General features: G+C 43.7%; 19 protein-coding genes. 18 read left to right on the top strand and 1 reads right to left on the bottom strand.

What is annotated here, in order from left to right; translation table 11 throughout:
• Positions 1 to 17 precede the first annotated feature (17 nt).
• The 16 genes from V3V99_14215 (at position 18) to V3V99_14140 (ending at position 18,394) form a co-directional block, all read left to right on the top strand.
• Positions 18 to 1,625, top strand: coding sequence for a hypothetical protein (locus V3V99_14215; protein ID MEE9443814.1), 1,608 nt, complete (start codon positions 18 to 20; stop codon positions 1,623 to 1,625).
• A 112-nt stretch (positions 1,626 to 1,737) separates the two neighbouring features.
• Positions 1,738 to 2,277 (top strand): DapH/DapD/GlmU-related protein, encoded by a 540-nt coding sequence (locus V3V99_14210; GenBank protein MEE9443813.1) that lies wholly within the window; start codon positions 1,738 to 1,740, stop codon positions 2,275 to 2,277.
• 3 nt (positions 2,278 to 2,280) lie between these two features.
• Complete coding sequence (locus V3V99_14205) at positions 2,281 to 3,528, top strand: glycosyltransferase family 4 protein (protein ID MEE9443812.1); 1,248 nt, start codon at positions 2,281 to 2,283, stop codon at positions 3,526 to 3,528.
• A 185-nt stretch (positions 3,529 to 3,713) separates the two neighbouring features.
• On the top strand, positions 3,714 to 5,006 hold the full coding sequence (locus V3V99_14200) for a glycosyltransferase family 4 protein (GenBank protein ID MEE9443811.1): 1,293 nt from the start codon (positions 3,714 to 3,716) through the stop codon (positions 5,004 to 5,006).
• Positions 4,984 to 6,108, top strand: coding sequence for a Wzz/FepE/Etk N-terminal domain-containing protein (locus V3V99_14195; protein MEE9443810.1), 1,125 nt, complete (start codon positions 4,984 to 4,986; stop codon positions 6,106 to 6,108). The genes V3V99_14200 and V3V99_14195 overlap by 23 nt, the downstream gene beginning before the upstream one ends.
• Positions 6,109 to 6,409: 301 nt before the next feature.
• Complete coding sequence (locus V3V99_14190) at positions 6,410 to 7,417, top strand: GDP-mannose 4,6-dehydratase (GenBank protein MEE9443809.1); 1,008 nt, start codon at positions 6,410 to 6,412, stop codon at positions 7,415 to 7,417.
• On the top strand, positions 7,417 to 7,935 hold the full coding sequence (locus V3V99_14185; protein MEE9443808.1) for a hypothetical protein: 519 nt from the start codon (positions 7,417 to 7,419) through the stop codon (positions 7,933 to 7,935). Before V3V99_14190 ends, V3V99_14185 begins: the two co-directional genes overlap by 1 nt.
• 237 nt (positions 7,936 to 8,172) lie before the next feature.
• Complete coding sequence (locus V3V99_14180) at positions 8,173 to 9,561, top strand: sugar transferase (GenBank protein ID MEE9443807.1); 1,389 nt, start codon at positions 8,173 to 8,175, stop codon at positions 9,559 to 9,561.
• Positions 9,562 to 9,590: 29 nt separating this feature from the next.
• Positions 9,591 to 11,132 (top strand): capsule assembly Wzi family protein, encoded by a 1,542-nt coding sequence (locus tag V3V99_14175; GenBank protein MEE9443806.1) that lies wholly within the window; start codon positions 9,591 to 9,593, stop codon positions 11,130 to 11,132.
• 104 nt (positions 11,133 to 11,236) lie between these two features.
• Entirely contained in the window at positions 11,237 to 11,665 is a 429-nt protein-coding gene (locus V3V99_14170) for a GNAT family N-acetyltransferase (GenBank protein ID MEE9443805.1), read from the top strand.
• Between the two features lie 172 nt (positions 11,666 to 11,837).
• Positions 11,838 to 12,227, top strand: a complete 390-nt coding sequence (locus V3V99_14165; protein MEE9443804.1) for a BlaI/MecI/CopY family transcriptional regulator — start codon at positions 11,838 to 11,840, stop codon at positions 12,225 to 12,227.
• The gene (locus V3V99_14160; GenBank protein ID MEE9443803.1) at positions 12,224 to 14,014 is read left to right on the top strand and encodes a M56 family metallopeptidase; all 1,791 of its coding nucleotides are present in this window, start codon (positions 12,224 to 12,226) and stop codon (positions 14,012 to 14,014) included. The genes V3V99_14165 and V3V99_14160 overlap by 4 nt, the downstream gene beginning before the upstream one ends.
• 54 nt (positions 14,015 to 14,068) lie before the next feature.
• On the top strand, positions 14,069 to 15,790 hold the full coding sequence (locus tag V3V99_14155) for an ankyrin repeat domain-containing protein (protein MEE9443802.1): 1,722 nt from the start codon (positions 14,069 to 14,071) through the stop codon (positions 15,788 to 15,790).
• 144 nt (positions 15,791 to 15,934) lie between these two features.
• Positions 15,935 to 16,513 (top strand): RNA polymerase sigma factor, encoded by a 579-nt coding sequence (locus V3V99_14150; protein ID MEE9443801.1) that lies wholly within the window; start codon positions 15,935 to 15,937, stop codon positions 16,511 to 16,513.
• Positions 16,483 to 17,763: a FlgD immunoglobulin-like domain containing protein gene (locus V3V99_14145; protein MEE9443800.1), complete on the top strand. Its 1,281-nt coding sequence runs from the start codon at positions 16,483 to 16,485 to the stop codon at positions 17,761 to 17,763. Before V3V99_14150 ends, V3V99_14145 begins: the two co-directional genes overlap by 31 nt.
• A gap of 103 nt (positions 17,764 to 17,866) precedes the next feature.
• A complete protein-coding gene (locus V3V99_14140) occupies positions 17,867 to 18,394 on the top strand; it encodes a topology modulation protein (protein MEE9443799.1) in 528 nt (175 codons plus the stop codon).
• A gap of 45 nt (positions 18,395 to 18,439) precedes the next feature.
• Here V3V99_14140 and V3V99_14135 read toward each other — a convergent pair whose 3' ends face one another.
• Positions 18,440 to 18,973: a YfiR family protein gene (locus V3V99_14135; protein MEE9443798.1), complete on the bottom strand. Its 534-nt coding sequence runs from the start codon at positions 18,971 to 18,973 to the stop codon at positions 18,440 to 18,442.
• A gap of 432 nt (positions 18,974 to 19,405) precedes the next feature.
• On the opposite strand from V3V99_14135, the gene V3V99_14130 reads away from it, so the two are divergent.
• Together V3V99_14130 and V3V99_14125 are read left to right on the top strand one after the other, a co-directional pair.
• Positions 19,406 to 21,067: a methyl-accepting chemotaxis protein gene (locus V3V99_14130; protein MEE9443797.1), complete on the top strand. Its 1,662-nt coding sequence runs from the start codon at positions 19,406 to 19,408 to the stop codon at positions 21,065 to 21,067.
• A 471-nt stretch (positions 21,068 to 21,538) separates the two neighbouring features.
• On the top strand, positions 21,539 to 23,765 hold a 2,227-nt coding region (locus V3V99_14125), incomplete at its 3' end, for a M28 family metallopeptidase (protein MEE9443796.1).

Raw genomic sequence — 23,765 nt, 5'->3', positions numbered from 1 at the left:
GCGAAGAACATTGCATCATGAGCCGTAAATTTGGTAAAATTTTTATCTCCGCTCTTTTCTCTTTAATCATCCTGACAGGTTTTTTTGTCGCATGGGATTTTACCGCGGATGATTCCTACATCACATTCCGGTATTCAAAACATCTTTCCGAGGGCAGGGGTCTTGTATTTAATCCCGGAGATTCAAATCCGGTTGAGGGATATACCAATTTTTTGTGGATGATTATTATGACTATCCCTCATTTTCTTGGATGGTCGCCAATAATTTTTTCAAAAATCATCGGACTGCTTTGTTATTGCGGATGCGGGCTAACTCTCTACCAATACACGCGCTTCAAAACCGGTAGTTCATTTTGGGGATGCCTGGCGACAGTACCATTGATCATTCTTCCATCAACCTATTTTCATACCATATCGGGAATGGAAACAATATTGTATGATTTTATTCTCCTACTGGTGTTTATTTCCGGATACGAAATTATCACAAGCGCGAAAAAACCAACTGCCTGGCAAATCGCCGCTGCTCCGGCGCTGGTTCTTTTGGCGGGAATGACCAGACCCGAAGGGCTCCTGCCCGGTCTTATCGCACTATTGGTAATTTATTACGGAACGAGAAGAGTACATCGCAAACAGCTTTTGCGATTATCATTTTTCTTATTATTTCTCCCCGGGCTGATTTATTTTATCTGGAGAGTGACTTATTTCGGTTGGCTGTTGCCCAATACATTTTATGTAAAATTCGGTCAGCCTTTCAATGGTATCGAATGGCTGGCTAAATCATTCGGTTCACTCGCAGGTATCATCATTATAGCGATTTTATCTTACGCAACCGGACGGCACACCGAACAAAAGAAGATAATCACGCCTCTGTATTATTTCGTCTTCTTAATAATGGCGATTCTTGCCTATAGTGCGAGTAATTTAATGATGAATTACATGAATCGTTTTCTATTCCATATCCTTCCTGTTGTCTTTTTGATCCTCGCGCTGGAGTTGCACACAATATTCAGTAATGACAGCAACAATAAATCTTCGGTTCCGGTGTCGTGTGGATATATTTTTGCGATTGTGATTATATGCACGTTTCCACTGCTGCACAGAGATAAGACCGAGACAGCTCATATGGCGCTCTATGAATCACACCTGAATAATGCTCATATCAAACTGGCCAACGAGCTCAAGCAAGTTCATTTGCCGCAAGAACTGAAAACGCTGGCGGTGGGTGATGCCGGGGCGATTCCTTATTATTCGGAATGGGTTTCATATGATTTTGTCGGACTCAATGATGAATATGTCGCTCACAATCCCTCTGATAAATCGGATTTTATTATGGGGAAAAAACCGACTCTTCTTATTCTTTATTCCGAAAACGGTACATATATCGATTCATACCAGTTCGGATTCGAGCCTCATCCAAGGCTTTCCCCGTACGATGAAATTGGATATATAAAGTGGTTTCCCGATTATTACCTCGGTGTTTATCTCAGAAACGATATAGATAGTCTATCGTATATCATACTAACGGAAGTCATCCGGGGAGTTCAGCAAGAAGCTCAATATTTAAACGCGGACTCAGATAACAGGGCCGGATTGATAAAACATCTAAAGAAGCGGATTGGATTATAGTTGATATAAAGGCTGCCGGTTTAGTTAATTGGGGAGGCGATAAGATAATTTTGGAAAAAAATGTCGGATTGCGTAACAGAATCAGGGAATTGATGTTTGGGGAGCGGAACGCATGATTAAATATTTGTTTCAGGATTACTCACGTAACAGAGGCCAGGTCAAAATTATATTTATCGTGACGTTTTTCCGTTTGATCAATATTTTCACCGGCCGCAAAAAATCATTCTTATGGTTCATCGGAATCCCTTTGATGGTAATCTATCGCGTCGTGGTCGAATATATACTGTGCGTCGAATTGCGGACGTCAACTCAAATCGGCCCCGGTCTCAAAATCGAGCACGGTTATGGTATGGTCATCAACGACAGCACCGTCATCGGCAAAAATTTCCATATTCGCCATTGCGTCACAATTGGCTGTAAGATGTTGTCGGACGGTTCCCAGGGGCCCAGTCCGGTCTTTGGCGATAATGTTGAGATCGGCGCCAACTCGTGCATCATTGGCGGCATCAATATCGGCAATAACGTCAAAATCGGGGCCGGGAGCGTTGTCGTGAAAGACGTTCCTGACAATGCTGTCGTGGTCGGCAATCCGGCCAAAATAATTAAGTATCTCGACCCGCAAGATATGCCCAAAGAATCAATCCGGGATTAAATCATGCCGGCCAATCAAAGCCAGGATCGCAGCGTCATCATTGTTAATGATTTTGCTCATATCAACGGCGGCGCGGCTTTAGTCGCTTTGTCTTCGGCGCGGGCCCTGGCTTCCCGAGGATATAAAGTCGTTTTGTTGGCAGCGGTGAAACCGATCGATCCCGATCTGGCGGCGTCAGACGTCGAAGTTGTCTGTACCGGACAAAAAGAAATCCTGACCGATCCCAATCGCTTTCGCGCCGCGCGGCAAGGCCTGTGGAACCGACGCGCGGCCCGCAAAATGAAAGAGCTTTTGAATCATTATGAGCCCCAAAAAACAATCGTCCATGTCCACGGATGGACTAAGAGCCTGTCATCGAGCGTTATTCGGGCGGCTATCAAAAAAAACTATCCGATCGTAATCAGCCTTCATGATTATTTCACGGTCTGCCCCAACGGTGGATTTTTTAATTATCCCAAAAATGAAATTTGCAATCTGAAGGCCATGTCGCCATCCTGTGTTTTTTCCAATTGTGACAAATACGGCTACGCGCAAAAATTATATCGAGTCATCAGGCAAATGATTCAAAAAAGATTGGGACTGACGCCGAATGCCATCAAACATTTCATTTCAATTTCCGATTTTAGCAAAGATATTCTTAATAATTATTTGCCTTCCGACGCCCAAATTATGTCGGTTCCAAATCCGATTTTTATTGAGAGGCAGGATTGCGCCGTTCCGGGAAATAACGACTATTTTGTAATCGTAGGACGTCTTTCTCCGGAAAAAGGATTATTTTTGGCGGCTGAAGCAGCTCGTGAAGCGCACGTGAATTTGAAATTTGTCGGTGATGGGGAATTAAAAGAAAATCTGGCCAAATCATATCCGGAATTTGAAATAACCGGATGGCTTGATCGCGAGGCGGTTGTCGAATGCGTCAAATCCGCGCGAGCCCTGATTTTGCCGTCGCTCTGGTACGAAACCCAGGGGCTGGTCGTTGCCGAAGCGGCCGCACTGGGAATTCCGGCAATTGTTCCCGATACCTGCGCCGCTTGCGATATGATAATAAACGGCGAGACCGGCCATTGGTTCACCGGTGGAAACAGCCATGATCTGGCCGATAAAATCGCTTTATTAAAAAATAGCGAAATGCTCAATCGCATTGGCCGGAATGCCTATGATAATTTTTGGTCAAATCCTCCGACGCTCGATAATCACATTGAGCATTTGATTAAGGCATACCATAAAATCCTGTCGAATTTCGGCAAATAATCGACCCTGAATATAATTCCGGCCCAAGCGGGAATAGTATTCCTTAATCTGCAGAGATAAATATACTCGCATTATTTACGATGGCTATCGCATTGTATGTCAGCCGCTTACAAATTATTGGAAAAATTTTCTTTTGGCACATTTTTTGATTTGTATCACAGCGGAAGAGTAAATAGGACAGGTTTATGCAAAAAAAATTAATTATCAAGAATCGAATCGAAACAACCGATGATCGCCCGGTTGAATATCGTGATGCCGTTATCGATGATTTAAAAATTGCCGTCGTTCATGATTGGCTGATTACATATGGCGGGGCCGAACGAGTTCTCGAACAAATTCTTTCGATTTTTCCTCAGGCGGATTTATTCGCGCTTTATGATTTCACACCGGAGGGAAAGCGAGGGTATTTTCTCGACAAACAGGTAACCACATCCTGCCTGCAAAAATTCCCATTCGCCCGAAAGAAATACCGCTCGTATCTGCCGTTTATGCCTTATGCCGTCGAGCAGTTTGATTTGTCGGATTATGATTTGATAATTTCGTCATCGCACGCCGTGGCGCACGGGATTGTGACCAACGCCGAACAATTACATATTAGCTATATCAATAACACCATGGTCTATGCCTGGGATTTATACCATCATTACCTGGCCGGAGCCAAATTGAATAAAGGTTTTTCCGGTCTTCTGGCCAAAGGCATCATGCATTATATCCGCATGTGGGACGCCGCTTCATCACATCGCGTTGATGAATACATAGCCAATTCGAGATACATGGCGCGGCGGATAAATAAAATCTATGGCCGCGAATCGAGCGTCATTTATCCTCCGGTCGAGACCGATAAATTTTCGTTTCATGCCAAAAAAGATGATTTTTATGTCGTCGTATCGAGACTGGTTCCCTTTAAACGAATCGATTTAATCGTCGACGCCTTCAATAAAATGCCTAATAAAAATCTCGTCATCCTGGGTGACGGTCCCGACATGGACAAGCTAAAAGCTCGGGCGTCGAAAAATATCCAGTTTTTGGGTTTCCAGGGCCGGGATATCGTCAATGATTTTGTCAAACGCGCCAAAGCCTTCCTCTTTTCATCGGTTGAACCTTTCGGAATTGCCGTCGTCGAGGCTCATGCCTGCGGAACGCCGGTCATCGCCTTCGGCAAAGGTGCGGCGCCCGAGATAGTGACCGACGGCGAGAATGGAATTCTCTTCAGAAAACAGACACCTGAGGGACTAATCGAGGCCGTTGAAAGATTTGAAAACGAGCAAACTTCGTTTGAACCGGAAATAATCAGGCAAAATTCGCTGAGATTTTCAACCGATAGATTTAAAAATCAATTTTTTGACTTCGTGCGCCGGAAAGTTCAGGATCGATTTGGAAGTCAAGTTGTGAATGAAGCTGTCAATGAAATTTATCCCTCGATTAAAAACAGAATGGCGGGTTTGGAGAGAGTAAATGTCCAGAAAAATAACGTTTAGAGAAAAATCGCCGGATAATAGTTTGAACAATGACACGGCTACGGGCAATTCTTTCAATTTCGAGATAAGCATGTTCGAGATGGCCCGTTTGATTCTCCGTAAAAAGAAACTGATCTCTATCTTAACTCTGAGTATCATGTTGCTTACGACCGGATACCTGTTTACTTTACCGAATTTATATACCTCCACGGCGACGATTCTTCCCTCCGGAAAATCAGGTGCCGGTATGTCGGCGTATCTAAAAAGCCTTGTCGGGCTTGGCATTCCGGCAGCAATATCGGATGAGAATTCATCGGCCCTGTTCCCTGTCATATTGAATTCGCAACTGGTGGCCAAAGCGGTTCTGGCCAAAGAATATGAATTTGAACATAATTCGGAGTCCAAAAAGTTAACCCTGCCGGAGTATTTCGATCAGACTGATCCGGATAAATTACGTCGCTCAATGATGACTATCACGACTATCAAAATGTCTCAAAAAACCGGCGAAATAGCTATGGGAGTCGAGACGGAGTTTCCGGAATTTTCGCAGGCTGTGTTAACTAAATATATCGCGCAACTGGAAGAATTTAACCTGTATAAAAGGCGCACTTCAGCCACCGATAATGAAAAATACCTCGCTCGTCAAATTGAAAAAACCAAAGTCAAGTTAACCGCCGCCGAAAATAAGCTGGAGACTTTTCAGTTGGCCAACCAAAACTGGGCCATGACTGACAGCCCCGAAATACTAAAAGAATTGATGCGGCTCAAACGCGAAGTTGAAATCGCGTCCGGAACTTATTTGATGCTGACCCAGCAGTACGAAATGGCCAAATTTGTCGCCAAAAAAGACGTTCCCATTACCAGAATCCTTGATGCTCCCTCTCTCCCGACTCAAAAGTCAGGTCCCTTTCGGCGGAATATCATTCTCCTGACGGGGTTATTATCCTGCGGATTAATCTGCTTCGGCATTGTTCTCTGGGATATTTTCATAAAAGCTACCGGGGGCAAAAATAAACACGAATTCGGTAATTTCAAAAGCGAAATAAAAATCGCCTTTCCTCGAACAAATCGAATGATTTCCAGGATAAAAAAATCTCAAGAGGAATCTACTGAGGTGGTGTAATCCAACCGGTGAGCAATTAACTTTCTCATTGAAGGCGGATATCTGTTCTGAGCGGATATCCGCCTCCTTTTTTAGGCCCAACATTTACTTTCTCGAAAAGAATTGGAAAACAATTCCAACCCAAATGGAATAAAAAACCGGCTTTTCTTCAGTGATGCGATGAAATCCAAATTCAGCTTGTCGGTGCAATGCAACTCGTTGCATATCAACAACATAAATATGTTCATTTTTTGTACACATTGGCATTGACCTTGCTAATTATCAGGCAAATAAGCAGTCATAACCAAGTGAGGCGTTTGACATGAAGGCACTTATAACAGGAATTACCGGGCAGGACGGTTCATATTTGGCGGAGTTTCTTTTATCGCGCGGATATAAAGTTCACGGAATTATCCGTCCTGCATCTTCCAGTCACACCGGACGCATAAATCACATCATTGACCGTCTTCAGCTTCATCAGGTTGATATTCTTGACCAAATGGAGATATTACATCTCCTCGAAGAGATTAAGCCAAATGAGATTTATAATCTTGTCGGTATGTCATGCGATCTCGGCAAAGCTCATCAATTCGAAATGGGCGGACAAACCAATGCTATCGGACCGGTAAAATTGCTGGAAGCGATCAGAATGATTGACCCCCAAATAAAATTTTTCCAGGCATCGACATCGGAGATTTTTGCCCCCTCGGATGAGTTGATAACCGAGAACTCGCCTTTTGATCCGACGTCGGCTTACGCGATCTCCAAGTTTTGCGCCCATCAGATGACGGTCATGTACCGGGAAAAATATAACCTGATAACGTCGTGCGGCATTTTGTTCGACCATGAATCGCCCCGCCGCAACCCGCGCTATTTAACCAGGCAAATTACCAGAGGCGCGGCCAAAATTAAACTCGGCCTACAGGATCGCCTGGTTCTCGATACTATCGACATTCAGAAGGATTGGGGTTATGCGGGAGATTACGTTCGCGCTTTCTGGATGATGATTCAGCATCCCCGTCCGGATAATTTTATTATCGCGACCGGAAAATTACGCTCTCTGGAAGATTTTTGTCAGACCGCTTTTGCCGCTGTCGATCTCGACTGGCAGGATTACCTTACCGTCAGAGATTCTCTCATTTTGCGCGTTAATCCGAAGCAGAGAATAGGCGACGCATCTCACGCCCACCGCAAACTTCTCTGGGAGCCGGAAGTTTCTTTCAATCAAATTGTTCAATTGATGGTTGACTCCGAACTGGAACGCCTTTCACCCAAATATCAAATACCGACCGAATTTCTTTCAAATTCTAACAGTGAGGTACCTACGTGATGATGCAGATGCACCAACCGGGACTGGAATTAAACCTCAACGCCGAAGCCGTTTCACAATGCCTTGACAGGCAGAGAATAAAAATATCGGTTAACGATTATGATGCTTTCGATCCGGTCGCCCAGCAGGCGGAAAAACTGGTTATATCATGCCGGGAAAACGTTCGCTTCCTAACCAGGCATTTAACTAAATACGCCGAATATCTCGAGTTGCCCCGGGTGATCGACGATGTTCTATATTTGGCTCTTTCAATTCGGATAAGAGAAGACGCCCCGTTTGAAAAAGTTGAATTGACTAATCACTTATCCAAATCCGGTATTGAAATTCGGAGTAATTTTGGATTTTTGCCTAACCCCAATGATTTATCGCAGGCGGATGGTAATATTCGTATGTCTTTGGCAAATGATAATTATTCGAACCGATTCTGTATTCCATGCCATCAGTTTCTGACTATCCCGGACTTGCAATACATTGTCCGCCAATTTGATACGTTTTTTGAACAATGGATTGATTATTAACGGGGCGTTACTGATGGATGCTAAACAAATTACAAAGATTACCGATAAACTTGAAACAGGAGCGCTCGAATGTATGAGGGCGCCAAACAGTGGGAGTTATTGGGGACTCCAGGGGCATAAATGAAAATAATCCGAAAAAATTATCGTCGTTTCGGGTCAAAAGAATCGGAGATCGCAAACAGTGCTCCCCTAAATACTGATTATATTTCCAAGACGATGATCTGGGGGGGGTGATTAATGCTCCGGGAAAAACAGAATCATTGGAGACGATTAAATCTGCTGGGCGATCTGATTTTGACTTACGTCGCTCTTTATGCCACAAACGTTTTTTTCAAGATTGAAAATGACGCCGCTATATCGAGTCTGCTTTATACTCTCACGTTGTTGATTTGGGCAATCTCTTTATACGGCCCGGCCGGTTCGTATTTTTATCGGATGAAATCGTACGGTCAAATCATGCGAGAATTGTTTTGGGCCCTGGGCCGTTCCTATCTCGCTTTTACGGCCGCTTTATTTTTCTCCGGACTTAATTTTCCGGCTCAAATGGTTATTAGTTTTTTCGTACTCAACGCGATTATGCTGACATTATTCAGGTTTTCCCTGATAGCCTTTCTCTACAATTATCGCCGGCGAGGCAAATCCAATCGCAATGTTTTGATAATCGGAACCGGCGACCGGGCCCGTCAAGTCACCGACAAAATCCGCGAAAACAGCCATTGGGGCATACATGTCATGGGCTTTATGGATTATGAGCGCCAGAGCTTATGGAGTTATCGCGATATTCCTCTTATCGGGCATCCTGATGGATTGGCCGAAGTTATCAGCAATAACCAGGTTGACTATATAATCATCGCTTCCGAAAACGGCGATCTGCCCTTAACGCGGCACGCTTTCGCCGTTGGCGAAGAGATGGGCGTTACTGTCTGTCTCCTGTCTGATTTCTATTATCATCCTATCTCCAAAGCGTCATCCACGAGCTTCCTTGATTTCCCGGCGGTCATATATTCTTCAGTTCCGGCGGCCCGGGCACAGCTGACACTCAAGGGGGGTATTGATTTTCTGGGAGGCTTGGTTGGAATTTTATTGTCCCTTCCCGCTGCGATTCTGGCGATAGTGTCAATTAAACTCGAAGACGGCGGACCGATATTTTTCAAACAAACGCGTTCCGGGAAAAATGGCAAACAGTTTACGCTATACAAATTCCGCACAATGGTTCCCAACGCGGAACAACTCAAAAAAGACCTTATGGCCCGGAATGAAATGTCGGGGCCGGTCTTTAAGATGAAGAATGACCCCCGCATCACCCGGGTCGGGAGTTTTCTGAGAAAAACATCCATAGATGAATTGCCTCAATTTATAAATATCCTTAGGGGAGATATGTCGCTGGTTGGGCCGAGACCGCCTCTGCCGAGCGAAGTAGTCAAATATGATCGCTGGCAGCGGCGGAAACTGTCGGTCAAACCGGGTCTAACGTGCCTCTGGCAAGTCAACGGCCGCAATCAAATAGATTTTGAAGACTGGATGAAGCTTGATCTTGAATATATCGATAACTGGTCGCTCTGGCTTGATACGAAAATATTGATGAAAACCGTTCCGGTCGTGCTGAAAGGCAACGGAGCGTCATAAATAATTTGGTCTTTGCGTCCATAGGATGGATGCTGAAAGATATCAGGATGATTTTGAAGACTATATGCTTGATTTTTGGCTTGTTGCTGCTGCTTTCCGCGATTTCAATCGGTCAAATTATATTTCCGCCTGGAAATAGTATTTTTGATTTTGATTATCTAAGACAATATCGAACCGGCATTATTCAAAATAACTGGAATCTTCTTCCCCCCTCGGGACCTTTCACAATCAGAGATTTTACACAATCGTCTTCTTTATCAAGCGGTGCGATCCAGGCTTTGAATGTCGTCGATGAAAACGAAATTAATTTCTTTGCCATCGGCGGTGAACGATATCAAGCTAATAAATCAGAACACGGGCAAGCCCTGCCCTATATCATGGGCGGATTCACGCATCGTCCGGGTAAAAACTTTGGTCTTGTTTCTCATTTTGTCCTCGACCGCGTCAAGGCTTTGGATCCTGATTATACCGGAAAGAAATACCGGGGTTTGGCCGGGAATCTGGAAACGGCGGTTTTGAGTTTTGAAAACGAAAATGTAATCGCCATCCTCGGCCGCACCCGTCTTTTCTGGGGACCGCAAAGAATAAATCTGCTATTATCGAGCACGGCCGAACCGATCGATTTGCTTTTGGCGGGATACCGCCGGGGGCGAATTAATTTTCAATTCTTATTCGCCCGCCTCGACGGCAGTTCTCCCGATAGTGTCGATATTATGCGTTTGCCCGACCGGACGTTTGAAGATAATCGTTATCTCGCCGGACATAGATTAGATATCCGGTTGCACAAACGGCTGAGAGTGGGATTATTCGAGACAGTTCTTTATGGCGGGGAAGGCCGACCCCCGGAATTGTATTATCTGAACCCGCTTCAGTTTTTTCATTCGGCCCAGTTAAACGAGGACTCCGACGACAATACTATTATCGGAGGAGATTTTACTTTCCTGCCCGGTAAAGGATTTAGTGTTTACGGTCAGTTATTGATTGATGATTTCCAGATTGACGATAAATCTCAAGGCGACCAGGAACCGAATGAAATCGGCCTCATGGCCGGTCTGTTTCGAGCGGGCCAAACCGGCTCTATTAATCCCGATATAAAAGCTGAATATGTCCGCATCACCAATCGAACTTATCACCAACGCGATCCCAAAAATCGCTACCTATTCCGCAATAAACTATTAGGCCACCCTCTGGGTCCCGACGCCGATTCAATTTCGATTAAAATCAGATTCTGGCCCTCAAATAATTTCTTTGCCGAAATTGAGACCGCTTATCGCCGCCGGGGCGAAGGCTCTATCTTTACACCATGGGATGAACCCTGGCTTGATGCTGAAGGGGATTACTCCGAACCGTTCCCAACCGACATTGTCGAAAAATCCGGTTTGATAGCCGTTCGGGCTCAGGGGTATTTACCCTTTTCATCTTATACGAAAAACCATTTATTTATCTTACTTGACGCGGGACTGGCTGACATTGAGAATTATCAAAATCAATCGGGTATCAATAAAACTACATCGTATTTTCACATAAGTCTCAGTTGGCTGGGATTTACCAAATTAAATATCGCCGAATAAATCACTGCGCAATCCGGAATAATAATCTTCTTGCCAGTTACATTTGCTATATTGGATTTTCCAAAAGAGTGAAATGCCTGACCGAAAAATGTGGGATAAAAAACATGGAAATCATAAAAGACAGTTTTTTAATTAGTACCGATAAGGAAAAACTGGCTCTGGAAGTCATTGCCAAATTCCTGCGATCCAGCTATTGGGCCAAAGGGCGATCAATGGATGTGATAAAAAAGTCAATCGAAAATTCTTTATGCTTTGGTGTTTATGACAATGACAAGCAGATCGGTTTCGCCCGGTTTGTCACCGATTACGCGACTTTTGCCTGGTTGGCCGATGTCTTTATTCTTGATGAATATAAGGGTAAGGGATTGGGGAAATGGTTAATGGAGACGATTCACGATCATCCTGACCTGCAAACCGTACATATCTGGATTCTGGCTACCAAAGACGCTCATGGGCTCTATGCCCGGTATGGATACGAATTGCTGGATAAGCCTGAGCGGTTATTGAGACGGAAAATACTGAAAGGCGATTGAATCTCTGAAAATCCCCAAAATCGGGAAAAATATCCTCAAATGTGATTTTTTTCAATTCTTAACATTTATTCACTTGACAAATGCCAAAATTGTGCTATTTTTTTAGCAGTATGGTAAAATATTAGCATCTTTTTCGTCAAACCAGCGTATAATGAGTCAACCGGGAGTTGAAATGAAAGAAAAAAAACTGAAAAATCTAAGCCGTCGTGAAAGACAAATCATGGAGATCATGTTTCGTCAGGGATCGGCCACCGCCGGGCAAATTCATAAATCATTACCCGACCCTCCCAGCTATTCGTCGGTTCGGGCTCAACTCCGTATCCTTGAGGAGAAAAATGTTATTTATCATGAGCAGCAGGGTCCGCGGTATATCTATTTTCCGAAAATACCTAAAGAAAAAGCTCGGACTTTGGCTCTCAAAGATTTGATGACTACCTTTTTTAATAATTCAGCTGAAAATGTCATATCCGCGTTGATTAATATGCGGGGTAATAAAATGGCTGAGGATGATTACAATCGTTTATTACATCTTATAGAAAAGGCACGGACTGAGGAAAAATGATTAGCGCGAGTCTAAATTCGGTATTTGAAATGGTTGAGTTCAAGGACGCTCTGGATATTTTTCTCAAAACGGGATTGGTTTTACTGATTGCGCTTCTCATCGGGTTGTTTCGCTCCCGGACTTCAGCCTCTCTGCGTCATTTTATTCTGAGTTTGGCTGTTATTACCGTTCTGCTGTTGCCGATAATATATTTTCTGGCTCCCCTGCAAAATTTGATTACTCTCCCCGATAGTATCCCGTTAACGCGAATCAATTTGCCGCTTCCCGAATTCGCGGCTCATACCGTTTCTGCGACGGACATTCAAAATACAGCCGCGGGGCCATCTTCGCCGACAGAAGTTTCAAAATTCGATTGGAAATACTATATCGGCCTGGCATGGTTTATCGGGACAATCGCCATAATCATAAAAATTCTTTTCGGCTTTTGTTGCGCGCGATATTTCAAAAATCAGGCCACATTGGTCATGGATAATCACATTCAATCCTTATTTAATCAATGCCGAAATGAGCTTGAGATAAAATCCCGAATCCAATTGTATATGGGCGCGAAAATCCCGGTACCCTTTGCATCGGGACTATTGCGGCCCGCCGTTTATCTTCCCACGCAATTTTTTAACTGGTCAAAAGAAAAGCAACGGATAATCTTGACCCACGAATTAATTCACCTGAAAAGACTTGATGTGCTTTCGACCTTATTATCCCAGGCGGCGCTCGTGCTATATTGGGTCAACCCTTTATTCTGGTTGGTGCGTCGCCGGTTGTATATTGACCGGGAGCAGGCCGCCGATGATTCCGTTCTTGAAGCGGGAATTTCAGCAGATACCTATGCTCGTTCATTAATTGAAGTCGCCTATCAATTAAGGCGCAATCGAACCCCAATCGTATCCATGGTAGCCATGGCCTGCAATTCCCGCCTTGAAAAGCGATTGCGGTCTATTATGGAAAAATCTCGCTTGCGACCGCGCCTGAAAGCCCTGAAAATTGGATTGGCAATTACAATTGCCTTTGTTTTTCTTGTTGTTTTAGGCGCTATTACGACTTTCGCTGACCCCTCTCAGTCCGAAAAAATAAGCAGGGATGAATATATCGAAATGCTATCGACGATTAATCTTTTTTATGATTTTGTAAACTATGAATACGATTTCGAATCGGTTAAAAGTTCGTTTTTAACGCCCGACTTCTTCGATGATCCCTGGCTGACAATGGAAAACCTGCCGAAAGGCGAAAGCCGAGCATATTTCGATAACACCATCCGTGCCCTCACAACCGGGATTTATAGGAGCCTTGATCCTCAATTCATAGTTGCCGATTATGGAAAAGAGGGGGATATATATTATTTGCGATTACATGGGGCCATTACCGCTGCATCCATGGGATCGGATAGCCGCGTTGATACTTTGGTGCGCCCGTCTGATATTACAATAAAATTCGCCAGGCAAAATGACACGTTACTGGTCAGCTCAATTGAAGGACCTCTTCAGATTAAATGCATGGATGTGAATAGTCCTTATGGGCCCATCTTTTTAACGACTATTGATGATTGGGGAGATGTTACGCCGCACGGACCGATGCTGTTTAAGCATTTCAAATTCGTACACGGTAATGTGTTAATTATGACCCGGGGCATTCAAGCGGCCCTGGCCCGCGAATTGGCCCGAAATGATCCCGACTTGCTTCCGGCCGTGGGGCCCGATTCGGGCGGGCAATCAGGCAATAAATCAAATCAGAAAATTCCCGAACCACCCTCCGGCGAATATGACAAGTCAAAAATAATTAACGAAACATAAGCAAAGCTCACCGGAATTTCTTTTGGAGAGAGAAGGAGACAAAGGAGGTATAAAATGATGAAGAAAATTTTAATCATAATGATATTGTTCGCCTCAACCGTTTATTCCGCGGATATATTTGAAGCCATCAAATCCGGCGACATCAATACCATTGAGCAAATTATTGCTCAGGATAAAAACGTCCTGCAAGCGACTAATGAAAGATCGAATACGCCATTACACATAGCCTGTTATTACGGAAATCCGGACCTGGTGCGATTACTCGTAGAAAAAGGTGCGGCTATCGAAGCCGTTAACGGCCGGGGAATGACTCCGCTTATCTATGCCATTTTCAGTAGAAATTTTGAGACGGTTAAATATCTGATAGAAAAAGGCGCTTCAATCAGCAACTCTAATTCCGGCGCCGGTATGTCACCTCGCCATCTTGCCTTTTCTATTGGCGTCCGGAGCGGCAATTTGGAAATTGCCCGGTATATTATCTCTTTAGATCAAGATTTTGATCCTCATTACAGGGCTCCAAATGGATTTACCGATTTGATGAGCGCCATTTCGTTTGGTTCCTCTGAAGGTGTTCAATTATTATTAGAACACGGATTGGATGTCAATCGCAGTCATCGACCCGACGGTTTGATGCCACTGGCTGATGCCGCCCAACGAGGGAAAACAAATATTGTGAAATTTTTGCTTGAAAACGGAGCCGATATCAACGCTCTTGGTCCAAACAGTATCCCCGCTATAAAATGGGCGGTTGAACGGGGGAAATTGGATATTGTCAATTTACTGATTCAAAGCGGCGCCAAAACTGATTTTATTGACACTTCAACCGGCCGTAATCTTCTTCATCTGGCCTGCATCGCGGGAATAAAGGACCTTGTCACGAAAATCCTCCCTCTTATTGACAATATTGACGAATTAGACAATGAGAATCATTCTCCCCGATATTTTGCGGGCAAATACGGACATGGACAAATCTCTCACCTTCTAATTGAGCGGGGATCCGGAACACCCGGTGATTTTTCAGATAATTCCGAGAGGTCTCCTTATTTGGAATCTGAATTACCCGAAGGTCAACTTATAACCTGGCAATTGAACAACCGCGGCTGGGCCGTGAAAACCAAAAATGCCATGCTTATTTTTGATGCTGAGGAATTTTCCGCAATTCGACCGACTGAACCTTCACTGGCAAACGGTTTTTTGACTCCGGAAGAAATTGAAAATGAAAATATCTATGCTCTGTATTCCTGCTATCATGGTCTTCCCGGCGAGCCTGCCTACATTCATCAACTGGAAGACACTCTTGATAATATTACCTATATCCATAATTCCGGCGACCGCTGGCGTGGTTGCAAAAATTCGTTCTATCTCGAACCGGGAACTAATTTCGAATTGGGTGAATTGAGAATCAAAACCATTCCGGTGACAGAAAGCATGACTTCTCTCGGATATATGATAACGGTTGACGATTTGACAATTTATTTTGCCGGATTCCGTCCCGAAAATTTCGATAACTTCAAGATTGAAATCGATAGTCTGGCCCAAAATCAGGAATCAATTGATCTGGCATTTATTGTTGTCCCCGGCCCGGATGAACCCAACGATGAAATTCAGTACGTCCTTGATAAACTAAAACCAAAATCGGTAGTCCTTTATGATATTGACAAACGATATTCAATCTGCCGACAAAAAGCCGGTGAAATTTCGCAATCCGGATACTGGGGCGAAATATTTTATCCTGAATTTCCTGGAGATAATTTCGTTTACACGAAGGATCGGTAAAAAATATACATCCCCTCAAAGTATATTAAAATAACCCCGGATATCGATTCGGGATTTTTATTTGGAGAACAATTATAGTGTTTAGTGCGTAAAAAGATTTAATTATCGGTTACTTTTCATAAGATTAAACTGTCTTAGGTGCAGATGAACCGACATAGGGACCTATTCTGGAAATTAGTTGAACCGGAACATGTCAAGGCGCGAGCGTTTTGTCGCAAGCTGACTAACAACCGGGATGACGGCGACGATTTGTATCAGGATTCTCTGGTCAAGGCGTTGACACAATTCGAGCGGCTGGAGTCGACCGATTCATTTCGACCCTGGCTATATCGAATAATAGTCAATTCTTTTCGGAACCGCGTCAAGAGTCCCTGGTGGAAGAAAGTTCTTCCTTCGACACCGGATTTTCTTGAATCGGTATCCGGAGAGGACCCGACCTCGCTTTATACCGCCCGACGCAGACTTGAAATTGCGTTTCGCGCCGTCGAGCCGGTTGACCGAGCGCTGATTACGCTCTTTGAAATGCAAGGCTGGACCATCGCCGAACTGGCTGAAATGAAAGGCCTTTCGCAATCCGCCGTCAAAATGCGTTTATCGCGCTGCCGCCGGAAAATGCGCCAGGCGTTAATGAAGCATTTGAAAATGACCGGTTCATCGAGAAACGAAAACATTAAATTTCAAGAGGACAAGGTATGCGTTGTCACGAAGCCCGTAAACGAATAGCCGACCTGAGCCAAAAACTCTCATCCGGATCAATGGATGAAGATATCAAGCGGCATATCCAATCCTGTCCCGAGTGCGCCCTGTTCGCTCAGGCCGAGCGAACAATCAGTCGAGATTTGGATACCGTCGCGGCCATCGATGATAATGACGGAGTATCTGTTGCCAACCTGCGGAAAAGAATAGAATCAATCGCGGGAATGAGCCAGTCCGAAAAACCTGAGGAGTTTAAAATTATGAGCGCTATTAAAAGACAATTGCGGGCTCGCCCCCGTTTGAGTATTTCATTAGGAACTGTCATTATCCTTCTCCTATTCACAACCCTGATACCATTTAAATTCGACCGAACTATAGGGTATGAAGTCGCCGTCGCCGGAGTCGATAAAAATCTGGCTATGGATGAAGATAAAATAACTGAATTGTTTGTCGCTCTTGGATTGGGTGATGTCGATTACAAGGTTGGCGATTGCGAGGCGACCTGTGAATTGACGATCACTGACCTGAAATCAGAATATGAAATGCAACTTATTATCGAAACATTTGATGAGCTCGGTAATTGTGTAATAAAGGAAGTTAAAGAAATTTCTGATGGCGAAATGGTATCTCTTCTGAAACATGCTAAACATATATTTTTTTCCGAAATGCATTTGCAACGTATGGATGAAGATGGTATTCATGAAGAGGCCGTTCAAAAAATAGAAATGCTTAAAGGACTCCACGAAGGGTCTTTTACCATCTTTATTTCAGAGGGTGGTGATATCGATACTCCTGAAGACGATAATAGAATCATCTGGAAAGGCTCTACCGCCGAGGGTGTTCTTTACGAACTGGATCAGAACGATCCCGAATTCTGGGAAAAACTAAAAGCTACCGGCGACCCCCACATTGAATTTAACACCAAGGATGACAATGCCCATTCTGATCATGAGGCCGAAATGATTTTTTCACATAAGCCAATTGATGCCGCCTTACCTGATGGTTTTGAACTCAAGCAAAACTATCCCAACCCATTCAACCCTACTACGACTATTCAATTCTCTATTCCCGAGGCGGAAGATGTACTATTGGAAGTCTATAATATAAACGGACAGAGAGTTAAAACTCTGGTTGACAAATATTTCTCGGCCGGTCAGCATTCGGTAACCTGGGATGCCACCAATTCTAACGGCGAAAAAGTCGCTTCGGGTATTTACCTTTATCGATTGACCGCCGGAGAAATTACAACTTCCAAAAAGATGAGCTTGCTCAAATAATTTCAATAAATTAATTTTAATGACTTAAAGATCGACCCGATTGGGTCGGTCTTTTTTTTATCTTTGATTTGCGTCTTTTTCAAATATCGAGTATATATCTCGCGTGTTTGATATAACTCATGCCAAACGAATCATAATTCTGGGAAACGGCGGTTCTGGTAAGTCTACCCTGGCCGCTCGACTGGGAGATATCCTACAGCTTCCGGTGTTTCATCTCGATAAATATTTTTGGCATCCCGGGTGGCTTGAACCCGAGCCGGAGCAATGGCGATGTAAACTTAACGAATTGATCCAACTCGACCAGTGGATTATTGATGGAAACTATACAGATACATTTAAGGAACGAATCGAACGAGCCGATGCGGTTATTTATCTTGATTTTTCGACTATAAATTGTCTCTGGAATATTACCGGGAGAATAATTCGAAGCTACGGCAGGGTGCGGCCCGATATGGCCGATGGATGTCCTGAAAAATTTGACTGGGAATTCATAAAATGGATTTGGGAATTCAAAAAAGTTAACCACCCGAGGATACTTGAAACAATATCAAAATACAATATGATTGATCGAAGTATCATTTTCAAATATAGAAAATCTGTGAACCAATTTATAGAAACTCTCAGGCAATAAAAAACCCGCCAGCGATGACGGGTCTAAATCATAGGACTATTTTGACTAAATGATTTTTGCCAGCTTCAACAGCTTGGAGCTGATTTTTAGCCCGGCCATACTAACGGTTGCTTTATTGACTTCAAATTTCACTTTTGATTTTCCATCATTTTCTTCATTGTAAAAATTAATCATGACTCCGTAGTTGGCGAAATATTCACAATCGCTAACGGTCAGAACCGGGTTCCCTTTGACCTTTTTTAATACCTTCGCCAAATCAGAGGTTTCCTTGGATGCCAAAAAGAGAATCTGGCAATCATAGCTCTGCTCGTTTATAACTTTTTCCTTAATGACTATTTTTTTGCCGTCTTTGGTTTTGGCCTCGGCCATGGCTTTCAGCTTTGGCAACAGAGGCGAATCGCCTATTACTGATATCGCGATTGTGCCTTTATTATCGGTATCGCCTCCGGCCGGCCATTCAACATAATCGACAAGATTTATGATAAACTTGGACTTATATTCAGCGTCACTATCAGCGTCGGCGCTAACTAATACCCACATAAAAAGCAAAGCAAATAAGCTGACACTTAAACACTTCATATATCTTTCTCCATTTACCTAATTTATTAGAAGCCTGCCGGAAATCTTCACAAGACTTTTGGGTAGGCCGCGTCCCATATATTACTCTATCGGGACAGCCCGCTATACTATTAACCCCTTTCCTCTCAAATCGTTCCATAGAAAATCAGGGCATAACTTATCGATACCAATATTGCGAATCTGAAACACCAGGACAACAAGAATTGTATAAATAATGAGCAAACTGTCTCACAAATAAATTAATGGGCATAATCATAGAGATTATTATATCAAAATCTCTGTTGTCTGTAAATGAGTTATCAAATATGCAATAATCCTGTCAGTTTGAATCCATGATTAATGAGATTCCTACTTTGGTCGATATTGTATAGTAGTCTATACAGGTGCCATGGGGCGGGGTTATCCGTAATTGGCAACATAGGGAGAGTAAAGATGACCCGTTTCAATGATTTCTCAATTCGCGTAAAACTTACTTTAGTTATCGTCCTGACAAGCATTATAACTCTAATACTGGCATCGATAGCCTTTATTATTACCGACCGCGAAAACTATCAAAAAGAGCTTGTCCAAAACACGAGACTCCTGGCCCAAATCATGGCTGATAATTGCGCCAGCGCGGTAACTTTTGAGGACAACGATTCGGCCGAAGAAATATTGCAATCCGCAAAACGCGATCCTCAAATCGCCTGGTCCGTGATTCAAACAACAGATGCCGCTGAATTTGCAAAATATGCCCGCGATGATTCCCCTCCACCGGCTACTTTACCCAATATGCCCGATGACGGTGTATTATTCGAGGATAATTATTTCATAATCAAACGCGATATCAGTTCCGGAAATGAAGTTATCGGTACTCTCTGGATCAGGTCCGACCTCGATAAACTGCAGGCCCGCATGTTCTGGTTTATAAATATCAGCTTATATGTACTTCTGGGAAGCGCCGTAGTGGGTATTTTTATCGCTTTCAATCTTCAGCGGGTTCTGTCAAGGCCGATTCAGGAACTCGAAAATTGCGCCGGATTATTGGCCGTAGGAAATGTGGATTTTGAGGTTAATTACCGCTCGAAAGATGAGCTGGGCCGTTTGGCGGATACGTTCAGAAACCTTCAGGATTATCTCCAATATCTATCGGAACAGGCACAACGGATAGCCAGTGGTGATCTGACCTGCAAAGTTGAAGCAAAATCGGCCGAAGACACCCTGGGCAATTCGTTCCGTTCCATGGTCGAGAACCTGACCGATATGGTGCGTCAATTGGAAACCAGCGCCGGTAATCTCGTCGTCGCCGCTACTGATATTTCAGATGCCTCAAACAAAATGAATGACGGTGCCCGCAGCCAAACGGAACATATTCATCAGGTCGCTTCGTCAATCGATGAAATGGCCGCCACAATCATGGAATCGTCAAGAAACGCCGGACAGGCTTCGGAAGCATCCCGGGAACAATCAGATACAGCCACTTCAGGCGGAGAAATAGTCAGCCGGACAATCCAGGGGATGAACTCCGTTGCCGATGTTGTCGCCGAATCGGCCGGCTCAATTGGTAAACTGGCAGAAGCGGCCGATAAAATCGGTCAAATTATCAGCGTAATCGAAGATATCGCCAGCCAAACAAACCTGCTCGCTCTCAACGCCGCTATTGAGGCCGCTCGCGCCGGTGAGCAGGGTCGCGGATTCGCTGTGGTTGCCGACGAAGTTCGCAATCTGGCCGAACGCACCGCAAAAGCCACCGGTAAAATAGCGGAAGTCATCAAGGAAGTTCAAACCCGGACCAATGAGGCCGTTAGTTCCATGGAATCGGGAATTAAAGAAGTCGAAAAGGGTCGTCAATTGGCCGATGAAGCTGGAAACAGCCTGTCGGAAATCGAACAAATGTCGCATAATGTCATGAGCATGATTGAGCAAATCGCTACCGCCGCCGAGCAACAGTCACAGGTGGCCGCCGAGGTCACCAAGCGCATTGAGGTGATATCGAATGTTTCAAAAGACACGTCCGAGCAAGCCGACGAATCTTCGAATATAGCCCAAAATATGAATCGCCAGGCCGAAGAACTCCGTGAAATAGTGGACGCCTTTACTATCCAAAAAGTATAAGAATTTTTGTAACTCCTTTTAATCAAAAGCCCTCTCGGAATCGGGAGGGTTTTTTAATGCACTATTGTTTCAAGGCATTTATGTAGTAAATTAATCCGTGCATGGCGGATGTCCCCGTCTGCCATGAAATCAATATGGTTTCTGTTCTGACAGGTCTTGATCTGGCGAAGCGAAATTGTAACCTGGCAGTTCTTATCCATCAATCCACACTCGCCTCTGGCGCCCAGGAACTGACGGGACTTTTGTATCATTCATCCTGCGCGAAATAATCATACAGATGAATCAAAAGGGAGGTTGCAAGGCGGCCCCGGTCTCTGCCAATAACCGGGGATAGCGGCGCAATGATTTTGCTTGACAATAATGGCGATAGACATATTTTCTATTATGAGAATAGAGTTCTCGGCTATTATATTCTTTGGATTCGAGAATTAGTAACGATTACACATCCAAAGGGGGTGTCAGGAGTAATGTATGACGCCGCGACTACTTTCAATATTCCCATTTTTTTTCTTTGTCTTGATAATACCTGTATTTTCTGCTGACTTATATAAAGTATCAGTTACCAGCCAGAATGATGCCGATTATTTGAATTCACTCGATATTCAACCGCTTTTCATGTTGTCAGATGGATATCTTATTTTAGTTGACTCAACAAATGCAGAAAAGATGTACGCCAAGGATTTTAATCTATTCCATGTAGCTTCGGGGGTAAACTTAACCGATTTGGCCATGAATTGGCATCCTGGAGTTGATATAGGTCCAGATTATCCCTTACTGTTTCATCAGGATAATTTACGGATTTATTATAACATTGAAGGCCTGGGTAAGTCGTCTAATTTGCGCCCCATTTATAATACAATCCCCAAAATTGTGTATCGTCGAAAAAGTTCATTGAGCACAAATAGGATTTCGGGCGAATATGATTTGGAGCCATTGATAAATCAGGTCAATCAAAATACACTGCAGTCGCATGTTTTAAGATTGGAAGCCCTTGGGGATCGCCTGACCGGTTCAGATTCTTGTCACGCTGCCCGAGATTGGATTATTGAACAGTTTAACTCTTATGGATATGATTCTTTATATGCAGATGAGTTCGTTGGATATAGGTGGTTTTTGAATAATGGATCATGGGAACTGGTACCTCAGGAAGGTTGCTTTAATGTTATTGTTACTAAATTGGGCAAGGTTTCGCCAGGTCGGCAAATAATAATCGGCGCACATTATGATGGACAAGAGGGTAGTCCCGGAGCCGATGATAATGCAACCGGTGTGGCTGCAATTTTGGAAATTTCGCGCATTCTTTCAGATATTGATACGGAAAACACAATAATATTTATTGCCTTCGACTCAGAAGAAACAATGGGCGCGGGCTCTCGGTACTATGCGGAAAAAGCGCTTGATCGCAATGATAATATAATTCACATGATGAGCCTTGATATGCTGGGATGCGATTTAAATAATCACGAGGCAAAATTATGCCATGGTCCGGTATCTTCATATTCAGAGATATGGAGGGAATTGGCGGCATCCTACGCCAGTATTTCAGCGGAATTGACTACCCAAATTCTTGGTTCCGACCACCTGCCTTTTTTAGAATTGGGTTTTGATGCCGCCTTGGTCATCGAAAAATACCTTACTCCACATGTCCATTTGCCCAGCGATAGCGCAGTCTATATTAATTTCGACTATATGACTCGTATGGTTAAAGCCTCATTGGCGACCGCCTATGTTACAGCTCATTTGCCATCAAAGGTCAGAAATCTCTCAGGAATGGACGTCGGCGATGGAAAATCTCTTCAGGTGAATTGGGAATTTCAGGCTGGATTGAATTTTTACCGGATTTATTATCAATCAGACTCGCCATTCCATTCAGATTCAATTGATGTGCCAAACCCCATTACCAGCGTTACCCTGATCAACCTTTATGAGGATGCCGAATATTCATTCTCTATAGTCGGTCATAACCAATATGGTGCTTCGCCGATTCAAGATACGATTACCCTTATTCCGCATTATCTTCCGCGCCGGCCCGGCGATATTATTATTAAACCAAACTTGCGCTATCTGGAAATTGAATGGACGGGAAATAACGATATTGAATTAGATTTTAGTCATTATGCCATTATAAAAGATGGCAAAAGGCTGCCGGTTCAACTTAACGAGACTTTTTTTGCTGATAACGATTATTCTCTGGGTGATGATTTTCATACATATTATATCGTTGCCGTGGATCAGGGTGGGAATATCTCCGATACCGTTGGTGTGGAACCATTAATCGCAAAAGTAGCAACATTGACGCCAGGGAAAATTCTTGCTGTTAATAGATCGAATATTTCCAGCAACTTACTTGTTAATGAAGTTGTAACCGGCGAGTATTTGCGGGAATCATTATCTCCCTTTGATTTCGAATATTACTCAGATACGGCTTACAATTATTTACCTGAATCGGAAAGGTTAAATCTATATGATTTTCTGGATTATGAATTAGTTGTGGTAGGAAGTGAATCGGGGCGTGGTGAAGATTTGGGGATTCCGCCAAATTTGGGAGGAATATTGGATGCAATTGATTATTATCAGTCGATTGGCGGAAAGGTGATACTTTTCAATAGATGGGGCAACATAACTATTCAATCCGAGGATTACAGCACAATACATTTTATTGAGAGTTCCCCTGACTATTACTATCAATCGCGGTATA

The organism is Candidatus Zixiibacteriota bacterium, from assembly GCA_036480375.1.
Classification (GTDB): Bacteria; Zixibacteria; MSB-5A5; order GN15; family JAAZOE01; genus JAZGGI01.
Note: the sequence above shows the minus strand (reverse complement) of the source record. Positions and strands in the feature narration are given on the sequence as shown.